General features: G+C 66.5%; 13 protein-coding genes. 8 read left to right on the top strand and 5 right to left on the bottom strand.

Annotation, left to right across the window (positions count from 1 at the left end):
* Window positions 1-14: 14 nt before the first annotated feature.
* Both AC5O77_RS07740 and AC5O77_RS07735 read left to right on the top strand, forming a co-directional pair.
* Window positions 15-620 carry a YggN family protein gene (locus AC5O77_RS07740; RefSeq protein ID WP_478056920.1) on the top strand — a complete coding sequence of 202 codons (606 nt, stop codon included), beginning with the start codon at window positions 15-17 and terminating at the stop codon, window positions 618-620.
* A gap of 106 nt (window positions 621-726) precedes the next feature.
* Window positions 727-1,152, top strand: a complete 426-nt coding sequence (locus AC5O77_RS07735) for a hypothetical protein (RefSeq protein ID WP_125892130.1) — start codon at window positions 727-729, stop codon at window positions 1,150-1,152.
* A gap of 79 nt (window positions 1,153-1,231) precedes the next feature.
* Here the strand turns inward: AC5O77_RS07735 and AC5O77_RS07730 are convergent, their stop codons facing one another.
* Complete coding sequence (locus AC5O77_RS07730; protein WP_049462122.1) at window positions 1,232-2,659, bottom strand: class II fumarate hydratase; 1,428 nt, start codon at window positions 2,657-2,659, stop codon at window positions 1,232-1,234.
* Window positions 2,660-2,952: 293 nt separating this feature from the next.
* On the opposite strand from AC5O77_RS07730, the gene purB reads away from it, so the two are divergent.
* From purB to lpdA, 6 genes are all read left to right on the top strand, one after another.
* The gene (gene purB, locus AC5O77_RS07725) at window positions 2,953-4,320 is read left to right on the top strand and encodes an adenylosuccinate lyase (RefSeq protein ID WP_049422054.1); all 1,368 of its coding nucleotides are present in this window, start codon (window positions 2,953-2,955) and stop codon (window positions 4,318-4,320) included.
* A gap of 665 nt (window positions 4,321-4,985) precedes the next feature.
* Window positions 4,986-6,401 carry a ribosomal protein uL16 3-hydroxylase gene (locus tag AC5O77_RS07720; protein ID WP_293798947.1) on the top strand — a complete coding sequence of 472 codons (1,416 nt, stop codon included), beginning with the start codon at window positions 4,986-4,988 and terminating at the stop codon, window positions 6,399-6,401.
* Window positions 6,402-6,410: 9 nt separating this feature from the next.
* Window positions 6,411-7,307 (top strand): GNAT family N-acetyltransferase, encoded by an 897-nt coding sequence (locus AC5O77_RS07715; RefSeq protein ID WP_478056921.1) that lies wholly within the window; start codon window positions 6,411-6,413, stop codon window positions 7,305-7,307.
* A 186-nt stretch (window positions 7,308-7,493) separates the two neighbouring features.
* Window positions 7,494-10,325: a 2-oxoglutarate dehydrogenase E1 component gene (locus AC5O77_RS07710; RefSeq protein ID WP_032129626.1), complete on the top strand. Its 2,832-nt coding sequence runs from the start codon at window positions 7,494-7,496 to the stop codon at window positions 10,323-10,325.
* A gap of 40 nt (window positions 10,326-10,365) precedes the next feature.
* A complete protein-coding gene (gene sucB, locus AC5O77_RS07705) occupies window positions 10,366-11,565 on the top strand; it encodes a dihydrolipoyllysine-residue succinyltransferase (RefSeq protein ID WP_125431639.1) in 1,200 nt (399 codons plus the stop codon).
* Between the two features lie 63 nt (window positions 11,566-11,628).
* The gene (gene lpdA / locus AC5O77_RS07700; RefSeq protein ID WP_049398740.1) at window positions 11,629-13,065 is read left to right on the top strand and encodes a dihydrolipoyl dehydrogenase; all 1,437 of its coding nucleotides are present in this window, start codon (window positions 11,629-11,631) and stop codon (window positions 13,063-13,065) included.
* Between the two features lie 148 nt (window positions 13,066-13,213).
* On the opposite strand, the gene AC5O77_RS07695 is transcribed toward lpdA, so the two are convergent.
* From AC5O77_RS07695 to AC5O77_RS07680, 4 genes are all read right to left on the bottom strand, one after another.
* Window positions 13,214-13,459, bottom strand: coding sequence for a hypothetical protein (locus AC5O77_RS07695; protein ID WP_478056922.1), 246 nt, complete (start codon window positions 13,457-13,459; stop codon window positions 13,214-13,216).
* Entirely contained in the window at window positions 13,456-13,668 is a 213-nt protein-coding gene (locus AC5O77_RS07690) for a hypothetical protein (protein WP_010486834.1), read from the bottom strand. Before AC5O77_RS07690 ends, AC5O77_RS07695 begins: the two co-directional genes overlap by 4 nt.
* Before the next feature lie 169 nt (window positions 13,669-13,837).
* The gene (locus tag AC5O77_RS07685) at window positions 13,838-15,427 is read right to left on the bottom strand and encodes an alkaline phosphatase D family protein (RefSeq protein ID WP_478056923.1); all 1,590 of its coding nucleotides are present in this window, start codon (window positions 15,425-15,427) and stop codon (window positions 13,838-13,840) included.
* Window positions 15,427-17,670: a TonB-dependent receptor family protein gene (locus tag AC5O77_RS07680; protein WP_478056924.1), complete on the bottom strand. Its 2,244-nt coding sequence runs from the start codon at window positions 17,668-17,670 to the stop codon at window positions 15,427-15,429. Before AC5O77_RS07680 ends, AC5O77_RS07685 begins: the two co-directional genes overlap by 1 nt.
* Window positions 17,671-17,815 lie beyond the last annotated feature (145 nt).

Here is a 17,815-nt window from a genome sequence, read left to right as displayed (position 1 = left end):
ACCAGGGGAACACCATGAACCTGTTGCGCCTGTTGCCCGCTGTGCTGCTGTCCCTGCCGCTGATCGCCTGCGGCGGCACGTCGTCAGCACCCGACAAGACCGTTGGCAAGAGTGTGGCCGAAGCCACAGGCGGCGTCGGCGAGACCGTCAAGAACGCGATGGACGATGCCCGCAAGGATATCGCCCAGGGCAACATCAAGATCTCGGCGGACAAGCAGCCGCGTGCGGAGATCACGCCGGATGGCCGCCTGCTGATCGCGGGCAAGGAGATCGCCGCCAACGATATCCAGCGCCGTCATCTGCAGGACTACCGCGGCCACGTGGTCGCCATCGCGATGGACGGCATGGATGTCGGCCTGGCCGGCGCCAAACTGGGTGCCAGTGCTGCCGGCGAAGCGCTGAAGGGCATTTTCAGTGGCGACAGCGAAGGTGTCGAAAAGCGCATCAATGCCGAGGCCGAGAAGATCGAAGCCCAGGCCAAGCGCATCTGCGACCGCCTTCCGGCGATGCTGGCCAGCCAGCAGGCGCTCGCACGTGAACTGCCGGCATTCACGCCCTACGCGACCATGGACCAGGGCGACGTGGACGACTGCGGCAAGGACACCGTGGTCCAGCGCTAGGCCTGTGACAGATCAGCGCACCCGGCCGGCAGCGGCGTCTGGCTGCCGGCCGTAGTGCGCCGCCCGGCTTACAATGGCGGCCCCGGACGCCCCCGAACCGAATGTCATGAAGAAGCTGTTTCTGCTGTTGACCGCCCTGCTCTGCCTCGGCCTGGCCGGCTGTGACCAGGAGTACCGCAACCACCGCGCCGAGCGTGGCAAGCCCAAGATTTCCGTCAGCGAAGGCATGGTCACCGTGCGTCGCCCGCCCGCGCCGAACATCATCATCCTCGCCGACGGCACAATGAAGATGGACGAGATCCAGATTCCGCTGGACGACGGGCAGAAACAGATGCTGCAGACCATGTTCGGCAAACTGCAGGTGCTGCGCCAGAACACCCTGGTTGCCGCACCGGCCGATCCCAACATGCAGCCGGTGAAGATCCAGCCGCCGGAGGGCATGGACGTGATTCCGGCGGACCTGATCCAGCGCATCCCGGAGTTCAAGGATTACACCGACACCTTCGGCAACATCGTCGCCGACCGTCGTTGAAGAAAAACGCCGCCCGAGGGCGGCGTTCTTCGTTGACCCGGTAGCGCCGGGCACGGCCCGGCGCTACCCAACCGGCCGATCAACCGCCGGCGCCGCCGCCACCGGCCTGAATGCCACCGGCGGTCAGCGCGGTCGGGTCCAGCAGGCGACGCAGCTCGGCCTCCTCCAGTCCACTGTCCTCCAGCGCCACATCCAGCACCGGGCGCTGTTCCTTGTACGCACGCTTGGCAATCGCCGCAGCCTTCTCGTAGCCGATGATCGGGTTGAGGGCGGTAACCAGGATCGGGTTGCGCGCCAGCGCCTCGGCAACGCGGTCCTCGCGCACCTTCAGCCCGGCAATCGCACTGTCGGCCAGCAGGGTGGACACGTTGGCCAGCAGGCCGATGCCATCGAGCAGGTTCACTGCGATCAGCGGCAGGGTGACGTTGAGCTGGAAGTTGCCGGTCTGCCCGGCCACGGTGATCGCAGTGTGGTGACCGATCACCTGTGCACAGGCCATCACCGTCGCTTCCGGAATCACAGGGTTGACCTTGCCCGGCATGATCGAGCTGCCCGGCTGCAGCGCCGGCAGTTCGATCTCGCCCAGCCCGGCCAGCGGACCGGCGTTCATCCAACGCAGGTCGTTGGCGATCTTGATCAGCGCCACCGCCAGCGCATTGAGCTGACCGGAAAGCTCCACCGCGTCGTCCTGTGCGGCCAGGCCTTCGAACTTGTTCTCGGCACTGTCGAACTTGAAACCGGTCTGCTGCTTCAGTGCCTTGGCCACCTGTGCACCAAAGCGCGGATCGGCATTGATGCCGGTGCCGATGGCGGTGCCACCCAGCGGCAGCCGGCGCACGCGCTTGAGGCTGTCTTCGATACGCTCCTGCGCCGACGCCAGCTGCGCCGACCACGCGCCGAATTCCTGCTCGAAGGTCAGCGGCATCGCATCCATCAGGTGGGTGCGGCCGGTCTTGACCACCTTGCGCAGGCTGCGGCCCTTCTTGTCCAGGGTCTTGCGCAGGTGCACCAGCGCCGGCAGCAGCTGCTCATGCGTCGCCAACACCGCCGACACCCGCAACGCGGTCGGAATCACGTCGTTGGAGCTCTGCCCCTGGTTGACGTGGTCATTGGGGTGCACACTGGTCTTGCCCGCCTTGCCGGCACGGTTGGCCAGGGTGGCGATGACCTCATTGGCATTCATGTTCGACGACGTGCCAGAACCCGTCTGGTAGACATCGATCGGGAACTGCGCGTCCCAGTTGCCGGCGGCCACTTCGGCGGCAGCGGTCTGGATGGCCTTGGCCACGTTCTTCGGCAGGTGGCCCAGTTCTGCGTTGACGCCCGCGGCGGCGCCCTTGACCAGGCCCAGGGCACGGATGAAACCGCGCGGCATGCGCTGGCCCGACACCGGGAAGTTCTGCACGGCACGCTGGGTCTGGGCGCCCCACAGGGCGTCCGCAGGCACCTGCAGCTCGCCCATGCTGTCGTGTTCGATTCTGAAACCCTTGCTTGCAGCTTTGCTCATTGCATCAACTCCGCACTACTTCAGTTGGGGAAAGGGAAGCGGCGGCTGGCAGGGTGTCGCTTCCCGGGCTGGCGGCTGCGCCAACGATACTCCCTTGCCCGCAGCGTGGGATGACGAGGGCGGGCCAGATCGTTTCATCCGCAGGGCCGTTGTGCGTGCGCAAGGGTAGTGCCGGCTGCTGGCCGGCAATCCATGGAAGCGTGGACCGGGCGTGGTTGCCGGCCAGCGGCCGGCACTACCTGACCGGCACGTCGTAGAATATGGCCCCCGCCGCTCGTCCCAGCCCTGCCGACATGTCCGATTCCGCCCTGCTCGCCCTGTCCCCGCTCGATGGCCGCTATGCCGGCAAGGTCGACGCCCTGCGCCCGATCTTCTCCGAGTACGGCCTGATCAAGGCCCGCATCACGGTCGAAGTGGAGTGGTTGCTGGCCCTGGCCGCCGAGCCGGGCATCGTCGAACTGGCCCCGTTCTCCGACGCCGCCATCGCCCGCCTGCGCGCCCTGGCCGCCAGCTTCAGCCCGGTCCAGGCCGCGCGCGTGAAGGAGATCGAGCGCACCACCAACCATGACGTCAAGGCGGTGGAGTACTTCATCAAGGAACAGCTGAAGGACGACGCCGAGCTGGCCCCGGCGCTGGAATTCGTGCATTTCGCCTGCACCAGCGAAGACATCAACAACCTCAGCTACGGCCTGATGCTGGAACAGGCGCGCCGCGAGGTGCTGCTGCCGACCCTGGACGGCATCGCCAACAGCCTGCGCAGCCTGGCCCACGCCCAGGCCGGCCAGCCGATGCTGTCGCGCACCCACGGCCAGACCGCCTCGCCCACCACTCTGGGCAAGGAACTGGCCAACGTGGTCGCCCGCCTGGAGCGCCAGCGCAGGCAGATCGCCGCGGTCGAACTGACCGGCAAGATCAATGGCGCGGTGGGCAACTACAACGCCCACATCGCCAGCTACCCGGACGTGGACTGGCCGGCCTTCGCCGAGCGCTTCGTGACCGGCCTGGGCCTGGTGTTCAACCCGTACACCACGCAGATCGAGCCGCACGACAACATCGCCGAAATCGGCGATGCCGCACGCCGCGCCAACATCATCCTGATCGACCTGGCCCGTGACATCTGGGGCTACGTTTCGCTGGGCTACTTCAAGCAGCGCCTGAAGGAAGGCGAAGTCGGCTCGTCGACGATGCCGCACAAGGTCAACCCGATCGACTTCGAGAATGCGGAAGGCAACTTCGGCATTGCCAACGCGCTGTTCGAGCACTTCAGCGCGAAGCTGCCGATCAGCCGCTGGCAGCGTGACCTGACCGACTCCACCGTGCTGCGTGCGCTGGGCACCGCGTTCGGCCACAGCCAGGTGGCGCTGGATTCGCTGGCCAAGGGCCTGGGCAAGCTGGAAGTGAACCCGCAGCGCCTGGATGCCGATCTGGACGCGGCCTGGGAAGTGCTGGCCGAAGCCGTGCAGACGGTGATGCGCCGCCACGGCCTGCCGAACCCGTACGAGCAGCTGAAGGCGCTGACCCGTGGCCAGGGCATCACGGCCGAGTCGATGCGTGCGTTCGTGCAGGGGCTGGAGCTGCCGGCGGATGCGAAGCAGCGCCTGCTGGAGATGACCCCGGGCAGCTACACCGGCCTGGCCGAGTCGCTGGCGAAGAAGATTTAAGGGGTTTCCTTTGCGGCGGCGGCCGCGGGCGCTGCCTGCGGCAGGCAACAGCAACAGCAACATCAACGTCAATAGCGGCTCTGGGTTTTTGCCGTGCTTGGCGGGGCGGGTTGGATTCGCGGGACACGCCGTGAACCCGTCCTTGGGGGCTCGATGGCGCCATCCATGGCGCCAACGGTCCCGCGAACCCAACCCGCCCCACCTCTGACAGATTCCCGGTGACGGATCGAAGAGCATTGGGTTGTCGGGACGGAATTTGAAAGAGGGACGCGGCTTCGCCGCGTCCCTCTTTTGTTTTGGCATGAGCAAGCGCAGCGCGCGACCCGCCGTTGCCTTTGATCTTCTTCTTCCATTCCGTGGCGGGCCGCGCAGGAAACTGTCAGGGGCCGGGCGGGTGGGCTGCGCGGGGGTGTCCGCCGCATGGATGCGGCGGCCAAGCTTACAGGGACGTACTTGCAGCGTCCCCCGCGCAGCCCACCCGCCCGGCCAAGCGCGGCTTTTGCTTTCAGCGACCAACCCAGACCCCGCCACGAGGGGCTCCGCCGTTGGCCGGAACCCCCGCGACAAACCCGCGCACGTGCGCAATGCCCACGAACGGCGGACAATGGAGATCTCAGGCGGCCCGCCGCGCCGCCCCTCCCGCTTTCCGCTGCAAGGATTCCCCCATGGCCGCCCGCAAGTCCTCCGCCCCCCTCATCGAAGTCACCGCCCGCCCCGGCCAGCCGCTGGGCATGGCGCCGGCCACCTTCCTGCGCGACTTCTGGCAGAAGCGCCCGTTGCTGATCCGCAATGCCTTCCCGGACTTCCAGACCCCGGTGCAGCCGGAAGACCTGGCCGGGCTGGCCTGCGAGGAAGGCGTGCTGGCACGCCTGATCGAGCACGACAAGACCCAGGACGGCTGGCGCGTGCGCACCGGTCCATTCCAGGAAGACGTGTTCCCCGCCCTGCCCGACCACGACTGGACCCTGCTGGTGCAGGACGTGGACAAGTGGGACCCGGACGTGCGCGCCCTGATCGAGCACTTCAGCTTCCTGCCGCGCTGGCGCATGGATGACGTGATGATCAGCTTCGCCGCCACCGGCGGCTCGGTCGGCGCCCATGTCGACCAGTACGACGTGTTCCTGCTGCAGGCCCATGGCCATCGCCGCTGGCAGATCGATGCCAGCGAATCGATCAAGGGCAAGCAGCCGCCGTTGGGCTTCCGCCCGGACGTGGAACTGAAGCTGCTGAAGGTGTTCAAGCCGACCCACGACTGGGTGCTGGCGCCGGGCGACATGCTGTACCTGCCGCCGAACGTGCCGCACCACGGCGTCGCCGAAGATCCCTGCCTGACATTCTCGTTCGGCATGCGCGCGCCGTCTTCGGCCGAGCTGATCAGCGACTACCTGGACACCCTGATCGCCGATGCCGACGAGAACATCCGCTACCAGGATGCCGACCTGAAGGTGCCGGCCGACCCGAACGAAATCGACACAGTGGCGATGGCGCGGGTGATCACCGCGCTCAACGCCATCCGCATGAACGACCCGGACAAGCTGGGCGACTGGTTCGGCCGCTTCATCACCACCTACCGCGCGGCCGGCGAAGTGATGGCCCACCAGGCCGCACCGGCACAGGAAGAAGTGGTCCAGGCCCTGGCCTCGGGCCTGCTGCTGCAGCGCCACCCGTGGGCCCGCCTGGCCTGGCGCCGGGCCAAACGTGGCGCCAGCCTGTATGTCAGCGGCCAGGACTTCGCGCTGCCGGTGAAGGACGCGCAGCGCCTGGCTGGCACCGAACAGCTGGACGCCGCCGCTTATCGCGGCCTGTCCGACAAGGGCCGTGCCGTGGTCCAGCAGCTGCTGGTCGGCGGGGTGTTCCAGCTGATCGACCCGAATGAGGTATACGAGGCCGAAGACGAGGACGACGGCGAGGATGCCGTGGTGCTCGGCGAGGTCGTCGAAGGCCGCGACCGCGTGGATGCGATCGACGCCGATGCGGTGTCCGACGATGTCCACTCCGTGACCGTGCACGACGACGGCATCGAGGTCATCGTCAACTTCGAGGACGACGAGGAAGACGACAGCGGTGCTGGCCGCGCCTGAGTCGCCACCATGATCCGGGTCCAGCAGGTCAGCCACGCCGATGCCCACGTTGCCATCCACGAGGTGCGCCAACGCGTGTTCGTGCAGGAACAGGGCATCGCCGCCGAGCTGGAACGCGATGCGCTGGACCCGGTCAGTGCCCATGTGCTGGCGCTGGACAGTGACAACCAGCCGGTCGGCACGGGCCGGCTGGCCCCGGATGGCCGCATCGGCCGCATGGCGGTGCTGGCCAGCCATCGCAGCCGCGGGGTCGGCGAGGCCCTGCTGGAAGCACTGGTGGAGGCCGGGCGCCGGCTCGGCCTGGCCGAGCTGCATCTGCACGCCCAGCTGCCCGCCCGTGACTTCTATGCCCGCCAGGGCTTTCTGCCCGAAGGCGAGGTGTTCGAGGAGGCCGGCATCGGCCACCAGCAGATGCGCCGCCGGCTGGGCGCGGCCAGCGCCATCGACAGCCGCGCCGAGGCGGTGGCCATCACCACGGCCATCATCCACCGCGCCCGTCGCCAGCTGTGGCTGCACAGCCGCCAGCTGGACCCCGGACTGCTCGACGCGCCCCCGGTACAGGCCGCCCTGCGCCGCTTCGTCACCGCCCGCCACGACAAGCAGCTGCGGGTGATCGTGCACGACGCCGCCGCGATCGCCTCTGCCGGGGCGCCGCTGCTGGCGCTGGCCCAGCGCCTGCCCAGCGTGATCCAGTTCCGCGAGGTCACCGACCCGGTCGACCGTGCGCTGGCCTCGGCCTGTCTGCTCAACGATGCGGGCGACTTCTACTTTCGTCTGATCGGCCATCGCCTCGACGGCGAAGCCGGCATCGCGCTTCCGACACGTTCGCAGCCGTTCGAGCAGCAATTGCAGCGCGTCTGGGACCGTTCGCGTGATTGCAGCGAACTGCGCGCGCTCGGCATCTGAGCGGAGCGGACTGACTCAACCTGTCTGGAACCGGCACCGGGGGACGCGCGATACCTCTGGTGCTGCCCCTTCGTGTCCGGTTGGGGGTACAATTTGGCTGTTTGAACGCGCCCGCGCAGGGCTATTCATCTTCCTGCCGGGTCCTTCTGAAGCCATACCCCACAAAGCGAATCAACACCCTCCATCGTGGACAATCAACTGAAGCAGTTTGCGCAATCTTCGCAACTCGCCGGCGGCAACGCCTCCTATGTCGAGGACCTGTACGAGCAGTACCTGGTCTCCCCGGATAGTGTCGATCCCAAATGGAAAACCTACTTCGACGGCTTCAAGGGCCGTGAAGCAGGTGACATTCCGCACTCGGCCGTCATCTCCCACATTGCGGACGCGGCCAAGGATGCGCTGAAGGCCGGTACCGGTAACGGTGCAGGCGACGAGCGCGAGCGCAATGTCGGTCGTCTGATCACCGCCTACCGTTCGCGCGGCCACCTGGACGCCCGCCTCGATCCGCTGGGCCTGGCCGCACCGGTCAACACCCCGGACCTGGGCCTGCCGTTCCACAGCCTGTCCGATGGCGACCTCAACAGCGAGTTCAGCACCGGCGGCGTCGGTGGCCAGCCGCGCATGAAGCTGCGCGACCTGCTGGCACGCCTGAAGGCGACCTACACCGGCTCGATCGGTGCGGAGTTCATGCACATCTCCGAGGTCGAGCAGCGCCAGTGGATCTACAAGAAGCTGGAACTGGCCGGTGGCAACTACCAGCTGGACGCTGATACCCAGCGCCGCACCCTGGAGCGCCTGACCGCGGCTGAAGGCCTGGAGCGCTACCTGCACACCAAGTACGTCGGCCAGAAGCGCTTCTCGCTGGAAGGCGGCGACTCGCTGATCCCGATGATGGACACCATCATCCGCAGCGCCGGCAAGGATGGCGTCAAGGACGTGGTGATCGGCATGGCCCACCGCGGCCGCCTGAACGTGCTGGTCAACACCCTGGGCAAGAACCCGCGCAAGCTGTTCGACGAATTCGAAGGCAAGTTCGAGCACGACGAGCACGCCTCGGCCGGTGACGTGAAGTACCACATGGGCTTCTCCGCCGACGTCGCCACCGATGGCGGCCCGGTGCACCTGGCGCTGGCGTTCAACCCGTCGCACCTGGAAATCGCCGACCCGGTCGTGGCCGGTTCCGTGCGTTCGCGCCAGGAGCGCCGCAAGGACACCGCGCGCAAGCAGGTCATGCCCATCCTGATCCACGGCGACGCGGCCTTCTCCGGCCAGGGCGTGGTCATGGAACTGTTCCAGATGTCGCAGGCCCGCGGCTTCGCCGTCGGCGGCACCGTGCACATCGTGGTCAACAACCAGGTCGGCTTCACCACCTCCAACCCGCTGGACACGCGTTCCACGCGCTATGCCACCGACGTGGCGAAGATGATCGCCGCCCCGGTGCTGCACGTGAACGGCGATGATCCGGAAGCCGTTGTGTTCGCCGCGCAGCTGGCCTTCGAGTTCCGCCAGAAGTTCGCCAAGGACGTGGTCATCGACCTGATGTGCTACCGCCGTTGGGGCCACAACGAGGCCGACGAACCGGCGATCACCCAGCCGCTGATGTACCAGGTGATCCGCAAGCACGCCACCACCCGCGAGATGTACGCCGAGCAGCTGGAAAAGGCGGGCGTGATCGCCGCCGGTGCCGGCAAGGCGATGGTCGATGCCTACCGCGAGAAGCTGGATGCCGGTGAAGTGACCACCGAGCTGGCCAAGGTCGAGAAGACCCCGCCGACCAGCCCGCTGTTCGTCGATTGGCCGAAGCTGCTGGAAGGCAAGCTGTCCGACCCGATCTCGACCAAGGTCGAGAAGAACAAGCTGGTCGAGCTGGCCAAGCTGATCAACACCATTCCGGACGAAGTGCAGCTGCACTCGCGCGTGGCCAAGGTCTACGACGACCGCCGCAAGATGGCCGCTGGCGAGATCCCGGGCGACTGGGGCTTTGCCGAGAACCTGGCCTACGCCACCCTGCTCGACGAAGGCAGTGCCCTGCGCCTGGTCGGCCAGGACGTGGGTCGCGGTACGTTTACGCACCGCCACGCGATCCTGCACGACCAGAAGACCGACAACTACTACATGCCGCTGCGGCAGCTGGTGGATTCGCCGGAGAAGGCCACCGTCATCGATTCGCTGCTGAGCGAAGAAGCGGTGATGGCCTACGAGTACGGCTTCTCCACCACCGATCCGAACACGCTGTGCATCTGGGAAGGCCAGTTCGGCGACTTCGCCAACGGTGCCCAGGTCGTCATCGACCAGTTCATCGCCGCCGGTGAAGCCAAGTGGGGCCGCATCTCCGGCCTGACCCTGCTGCTGCCGCATGGCTATGAAGGGCAAGGCCCGGAACACAGCTCGGCGCGCCTGGAGCGCTTCCTGCAGCTGTGCGCACTGGAGAACATGCTGGTGGTGGTGCCGTCGACCCCGGCGCAGGCCTTCCACATGCTGCGTCGCCAGCAGCACCTGACCACCCGCAAGCCGCTGGTGGTGATGTCGCCGAAGTCGCTGCTGCGCCACAAGCTGGCCGTGTCGACCCTGGACGAACTGGCCAACGGCGAGTTCCAGCACCTGATCGGCGACGCCAACGCGGACGCCAAGAAGGTCAAGCGCGTGGTGCTGTGCTCGGGCAAGGTCTACTACGACCTGCTGGAAGACCAGACCAAGCGTGGCCAGGACGACGTGGCGATCATCCGCGTGGAGCAGCTGTACCCGTTCCCGCGTGCGCTGCTGGCTGCCGAACTGAAGAAGTACGGCAAGGCCACCGACGTGGTGTGGACGCAGGAAGAACCGCAGAACCAGGGTGCGTGGTACCAGATCCGCCACCACCTGCAGTTCTGCCTGGCCGATGGCCAGAACCTGCACTACGCCGGTCGCGCACGTTCGGCTTCGCCGGCTGCCGGTCACATGGCTGACCACGTCCGCGAACAGCAGCAGCTGGTCGCCGATGCACTGGTCAACCCGTTCAACGACACGTTCGCTGAATAATCCTCCCCCTATTTAGAAGACAAACCAGGAAGCTCCCGCAATGGCCACCGAAGTCAAAGCCCCGGTACTGCCCGAATCCGTCGCCGACGGCACCATCGCCACCTGGCACAAGAAGGTGGGCGACGCCGTCAAGCGCGACGAAAACCTGCTTGACCTGGAAACCGACAAGGTCGTCCTGGAAGTGCCGTCGCCGGTCGACGGCGTGCTCAAGGAAATCAAGTTCGCCGAAGGCTCGACCGTGACCTCCAGCCAGGTCGTGGCGATCATCGAGGAAGGCGCCGTCGCTGCTGCCCCGGCTCCGGCCGCTGAAGAGAAGAAGGCCGAGGCCGCTCCGGCCGCTGCCGCACCGGCCGCCGCTGCTGCTCCGGCCCCGGCTGCCAAGTCGGCCGCCGACACCCTGCCGCCGGGCGCCCGCTTCACCGCCATCACCGAAGGCGTGAACCCGGCCGACGTCGAGGGCACCGGCCGTCGCGGCGCAGTGACCAAGGAAGACATCGTCAACTTCGCCCGCAACGGCGGCGCCGGCAAGGCCGGTGGCGCACGTCCGGAAGAGCGCGTGCCGATGACCCGCATCCGCAAGCGCATCGCCGAGCGCCTGATGGAGTCGAAGAACTCCACCGCCATGCTGACCACCTTCAACGAAGTCGACCTGTCCAAGGTCTCGGCTGCGCGCAAGGAACTGCAGGACGAGTTCGTCAAGGCACACGGCATCAAGCTGGGCTTCATGAGCTTCTTCGTGAAGGCCGCGGCCAATGCCCTCCAGCGCTTCCCGCTGGTCAACGCCTCGATCGACGGCGACGACATCATCTACCACGGCTACTCGGACATCTCGATCGCCGTGTCGACCGAGAAGGGCCTGGTCACGCCGGTGCTGCGCAACGTCGAGCGCATGTCGTTCGCCGACATCGAGAAGACCATCGCCGACTACGCCAAGAAGGCCCGTGACGGCAAGCTGAGCCTGGAAGAACTGCAGGGCGGCACCTTCACCGTGACCAACGGCGGCACCTTCGGTTCGCTGCTGTCGACCCCGATCATCAACCCGCCGCAGAGCGCCATCCTGGGCATGCATGCCATCAAGGAGCGTCCGATCGCCCAGAACGGCCAGGTCGTGATCGCGCCGATGATGTACCTGGCGCTGTCGTACGACCACCGCATCATCGACGGCAAGGACTCGGTGCAGTTCCTGGTGGACATCAAGAACCAGCTGGAAAACCCGGGCCGCATGCTGTTCGGCCTGTAAGACACCTCCCGCCCCTCCGCGCCTGCGCGGAGGGGTTCTGGTAATGCATCAAGGAATAATTCAATGGCTGAACAATTCGACGTCGTCGTCATCGGTGCCGGCCCGGCCGGTTACCACGCTGCCATCCGCGCGGCACAGCTGGGCCTGAAGACCGCCTGCATCGACGCAGCGCTGGGCAAGGACGGCAAGCCGGCCCTCGGCGGCACCTGCCTGCGCGTGGGCTGCATCCCGTCCAAGGCGCTGCTGGATTCCTCGCGCCAGTTCTGGAACATGGGCCACATCTTTGGCGACCACGGCATCAGCTTCAAGGATGCAAAAATCGACGTCGAGGCGATGGTTGGCCGCAAGGACAAGATCGTCAAGCAGTTCACCGGCGGCATCGGCATGCTGTTCAAGGCCAACAAGGTCGCCGCCTACTACGGCTTCGGCGAACTGCAGCCGGGCAATGTGGTCAAGGTCACCCAGCATGACGGTTCCATCGTCGAGCTGAAGGGCACCAACGTCATCATCGCGGCCGGTTCGGATTCGATCGAACTGCCGTTCGCCAAGTTCGACGGCGAGACCATCGTCGACAACGTCGGCGGCCTGGACTTCACCGAAGTGCCGAACCGCCTGGCCGTGATCGGCGCCGGCGTGATCGGCCTGGAACTGGGCAGTGTGTGGAAGCGCCTGGGCGCTGAAGTCACCATCCTGGAAGCACTGCCGGACTTCCTGGCCGTGGCCGACGCCGAAGTGGCCAAGACCGCTGCCAAGGAATTCAAGAAGCAGGGCCTGGACATCCGCCTCGGCGCCAAGGTCTCCAAGACCGAGATCACCGGCAAGGGCAAGAAGAAGGAAGTCGTTGTCACCTACACCGACAGCGAAGGCGAAAAGACCCTGACCGTGGACAAGCTGCTGGTGGCCGTTGGCCGTCGCGCCGCCACCAAGGGCCTGCTGGCCGAAGGCACCGGCGTCAAGATCAACGAGCGCGGCCAGATCGAAGTCGATGCGCACTGCCACACCGGCGTCAACGGCGTGTGGGCGGTCGGCGACTGCGTGCGCGGCCCGATGCTGGCGCACAAGGGCTTCGAGGAAGGCATCGCGGTGGCTGAGCTGATCGCCGGCCTGCCGGGCCACGTCAACTTCGACACCATCCCGTGGGTCATCTACACCGAGCCGGAACTGGCCTGGGTCGGCAAGACCGAAGCCCAGCTGAAGGCCGAAGGCATTCCGTACAAGGCTGGCAGCTTCCCGTTCGCCGCCAACGGTCGCGCCGTGGCGATGATCGAGCCGGCAGGCTTCGTGAAGATCCTGGCCCATGCCGAAACCGATCGCATCCTCGGCATGCACCTGGTCGGCGCCAACGTCTCCGAGCTGGTGCACGAAGGCGTGCTGACAATGGAGTTCAGCGGCTCGGCCGATGACCTGGCCCGCATCTGCCACGCCCACCCGTCGCTGTCGGAAGTGATCCACGACGCGGCGATGGCGGTCAGCAAGCGCGCCATCCACAAGGCGAACTGATCTGCACCCAGGTGGGTGCCGACCGTTGGTCGGCGCACTCCAGCAATCAAAAAACCCCGCCTCGGCGGGGTTTTTTGATTGCGCTGATGATGTAGAGCCGAGCCCACGCTCGGCTATCCCGGGAAAAGAGCCGAGCATCGGCTCGGCGCTACACCTTTCCAGCCGGCTTCTTCGGCGGATCATCACAGATCCGGTGCTGGACCACGGTTTCACCCGCCTTCCATTCCTTCACTACCCGGCAGTGCTCCTTGGGTTTGACCGCCTTGGCCGCTGCAGCATCCGCCTCATCGGCAGCGGCGGCCTGCTGGCGTTCCAGCCATGCGGACGGCGGCACCGGTGTGGCCAGTACCGGCCCCGCAAGCAGGACCAGACCCACCAGCAGCACCGTCCTCATGCAGCCACCGCTCGGCCACCGAGCAGGCGCGCCGGCAGCATGAACAGGGCGCGCAGGAAGGCGAACAGCGCCGAGAAAGTGATGCCGACCAGGCGGAACGGCAGGCTCAGCAGCCACACGAACGGCCAGGCGATCAGGGCGAGGATCGCCAGCGGCCAGCACAGCACGAACAGCAGGCACCACACACCGAGCGCGAACAGGGTCTTCATCACGGTCTCCTTGTGGCGGCACCTTGCCGCCTTCGGACACCTTGGCGCCGCGCCCTGGCCACCCGCAAACGGTTTGCGACGAAACCGGGGCTGGGGGCGATGAAACCGATTGTGGGGAAACCGGAGATTCAGGAGATTGCCGGCCAGCGGCCGGCACTACCGCAGGGATTTACACCGGGACCGCGCCCGGGCGGCCGTGGGTCACCTGGAAACGCGCCGCGGTGCGCACCGCAGCGTCCGCACGCAGCACGCTGTCGGCGAAGCGTAGTTCCGCGTCCACGGTCTGCCGGTTCAGCTGCAGCTTCCACCAGCCACGGCGGTCACCGTCGAAGTAACGGATATGCGGGTTCTGCGGTATCGACGGCCCGTAGTACGGCCCGTATGGCGTGTCGTCGCCGCCACTGCTGATCGCCGGGGCGATGAATTCGGTGGCCACGACCGGCGCACTGGCCGCGTCAAAATCCAACTTCAGATCGTTGACGAAGGTGGAATGCCAGTCGCCACCCAACACGATGGCATTGCCCTGCCCGCCTGCCTGCATCGCCTGCAGCAGCCGGTTACGTGCGGCGGGATAGCCATCCCAGGCGTCATTCCAGAAGCGCTCGCGTGGCGTGCCACCGTCCAGCCGCAGCTGCGCCATCAGCAACTGCTGCACCACCACGTTCCAGCGCGAGCCCTGCGCGGCCGCCATCGACTGCGCGAACCACGCCTCCTGGCCCGTGCCGAGCATGCTCATGCGCGGGTCCAGTGCAGCATCACAGCGTGGCGACTCGCCCACGCCACAGGGATTGGCCGGGCGGAACTGGCGGCAATCGAGCAGGGTCAGCTGCGCCAGATCGCCGTAACGCAGGCGCCGATGCACGCGCAGGCCGCCGTTGCCCGCAGGTGTGCTGCGCATCGGCAGATGCTCGTAGAACGCGCGGTAGGCGGCGGCGCGGCGGATGATGAAGTCCTCCGTTGATACGCCGGGTTTTTCCGGGTGGATGCCGGAGTAATCATTCTGTACTTCATGGTCGTCCCAGATCACCGCGAACGCGTGTGCGGCATGCGCGGCCTGCAGATCCGGATCGAGCTTGTACAGCGCGTACTGGTCACGGTAGCGCTCCAGGCTGACGGTCTCGCCACTGAAGCGTTGCGCATCCAGCGCACGACCACGCGCGTTCTGCAGCGGGCTGTATTCGTACAGGTAGTCACCCGCATGCAGCACCAGGTCGACATCACTCTGCGCGATATCGCGCAGCACCGGGTAGTAGCCGCTGTTCCAGGCCTGGCAGGTGCACAGGGCCAACCGAAGCTGCTGCAGTTGCGTGTCCAGCGGCGGCGCGGTGCGGAAGTGGCCGACCGCACTTTCCTCATCGCCATCGCATGCGAAGCGGTAATAGTAGTCGCGGCCGGGACGCAGGCCGCTGACCTCCACATGCACCGAATGGGCCAGCTCCGGCACCGCGGCAGCCACACCGCGCTGCACCAGCCGGCGCATGCCGGGGTCTTCGGCCACGAACCAGCGCACCGGTACCGCCCGCGACGGCATGCCGCCGCCGTTGAGCGGGTCCGGCGCCAGCCGCGTCCACAACACGGCCCCCTGCGGATCCGGATCGCCGGCGGCGATACCAAGGGTGAACGGATCACGGCCGAGCCGCGGCCGTGGGCCGGCCGTGGCCAGCCCCGGCATCGCCGCCAGCGCGATCGCCGCCCCCGTGCCCTGCCACGCCATGCGCAGCAGGCGACGACGGCTTTCCGGATCGACAGGCCCGCGCATCAGAAGCGCACGGTAGCGGTGGCCATCACCTGGCGCGGCGCGCCGACCTGCATGGTCGCCAGGCTGCGGGTCGGGTCAGCGGCGTAGGTGCCATTGGTGTTGATCGAGGACAGGTAGCGCTTGTCGGTCAGGTTGGTCAGGTTCAGCGCTACGGTCAGGTTCTGCGCCGGGCCGAGCTTGCCGAAGTCATAGGCCGCCGAGGCGTTGACCAGCCAGTAGCTCGGCACCGACACATCGTTGGTATAGGTCACATAGCGCTTGCCGACATGGTTGGCGGCCAGGCGCAGGTCCCACGGGCCCGGGGTCCACGCCAGGGTGCTGGCGAACATCCATTCCGGGGTGTCGACGGTCGTCTTGCCGCGGGTCGGCACCACGCCGTTGTTCACGTAGTCGTTGTCGTAGGTGCTGTCATTCCAGGACAGCGCATTGGACCAGGTCAGGTCCTGCATCGGCTTCAGCTGCAGGGTCGCCTCGGCGCCGCGGCTGGTCACAGAACCGACGTTGGAGAACAGTGCCGGGCAACCGAGGATGCCCACGCACTGCGCGATGGCCAGCAGGCGGTTGTCGAACTTGACGTCGTACACCGCCACCGAGGCTTCATAGCCGCGGCCGTAGCCACGCCAACCCAGCTCGATGGTGCGCGACTGTTCCGGCTTCAGGTTCTTCGCGCTGGCATCGAAGGCGGCCTGCGGCACATTGAACGGGCTGCCCACGCCCAGCGCATAGGCGGCGACGTTTTTGGCGAACGAACCGAAGATCTCGTTGCCTTCGTTGAGCTTGAAGTTGAAGCCGGCCTGCGGCAGCAGGCCCTTCTTCGAGGTCAGGCTGCTGTTGTTGGCATAGCTGCCCAGCGGCGTGCGCACGCTGGTGCGGGTATGCGGCGACTTCGCGCCGATGTCGATGGTCAGCCGGTCATCGAACAGGCGGAAGCGGTCCTGCACGTAGAACTGGAGGGTGATGGTGGTGTAGCGCTGGTGCCACACGCGCTGGTCCGGGTTGCGCAGGAAGAAGTCGTCGGTGATCGGGCCGTCGATGTAGTAGAAGTTGCGCTGCACGCTGTGGCCGTTGTCCTCGTACCAGAGACCGGCTTCCAGTTCGTGGCCACCGACGTTCCAGGTGAACGCCGAGGTCACGCCGGTACGGTCGATCGCGTACTCGGTGGTGCGGATCGAGATCGGAATCTCGCGGCTGGTGCCCGGGTTGGACGGATTGGACGGGCTGAACCAGTGGCCCTGGCCACGGTTGCTGTGGTTGTAGACGTTGACCTTCAAGCGCATCGACTCGTTCAGGCCGAAATCGCCGGCAATGCTGGACAGGTCATCATTGCGCAGGCCGTGGCCGGAGTAGTACGCATCCCACGGGCTGTTGACGCCGCCGCTGAATTTGCCGCGTGCGGCGGCGACGGCGCGATCCCAGTCCGGCGCGTAGTTGTCCCAGTCCCAGCCGAGGCGATCGATCATTTCCAGCGACAGATCCTGGTAATCGGCCTCGACGCGGCGCGAGGCGTTGAACAGCGCGGTGATCCTGCTGTCCGTTCCGAAGTTGTAGGTGGCCTTGCCGTTGAACTGCTTCAGCTCCTGCGAGCCCTTGCCCTTCCACTTGTCACCTTCCGAATACACGCCGGACAGGTAGGCGGCAAAGCCCTGGTGCTCGCCGGTATCGAGGCGTGCATAGCTGCGGCGTGCGCTGTCACTACCAAAGCTCTGTGCCAGCACGACCCCATACTCGGTGGACGGATCGATCGAGTAGAACTGGAACACGCCGCCGAGGTTGCTGGTGGACGGCGTACCCAGTGCGCCGATGCCGGTGGAGACCTCCGCACCGCCCAGGTTCTCGCTGATCACCGCGCGGCTGATGTGCAGGCCGTTGCTGTTGCCATAGGCCATGTTGCCCAGCGGGATGCCATCGAGGGTGTAGCCCAGGCGGTTCTGGTTGAAGCCACGCAGGCTGATGGTGGTGGACCATTCGTAGGCGCCGGTGGCATCGGCCGATTCGAAATGCACGCCCGGCTTGGTTGCAAGCAGCTTCAGCGGATTGGCACCCGGCGGCAGCACCTTCATGTCCTCGGCGGTCACGCGCTGCACCTGGCGCGCTTCACCGCGGCCGATCACCGAGACCGAATCGAGGGTGGTGGCCGACTGTGCGTCGGTGGCGGGGGCGGTTTCAGCGGCAGCCAGCGACGGCAGCGAAGCACAGACCAGCAGGGCCAGCAGATTGCGGCGAAGCGGAGCGTGGGACGGCATGGGGGCGGATTCCTTGGGCACGCTGGACGCCGAAGGGCGGCGTCGAAGGGCAGCAGCGGCGGAATCGTAGAAGCGTCGCGTTACATGTCATTTACACGCCACATACGGACGTTTGGCGTTTCGAATGGTTTGCCGGCCGTGGGGT

The organism is Stenotrophomonas sp. INTA L402-1 (assembly GCF_059295135.1).
This window is presented reverse-complemented; position numbering and strand designations above follow the sequence as displayed.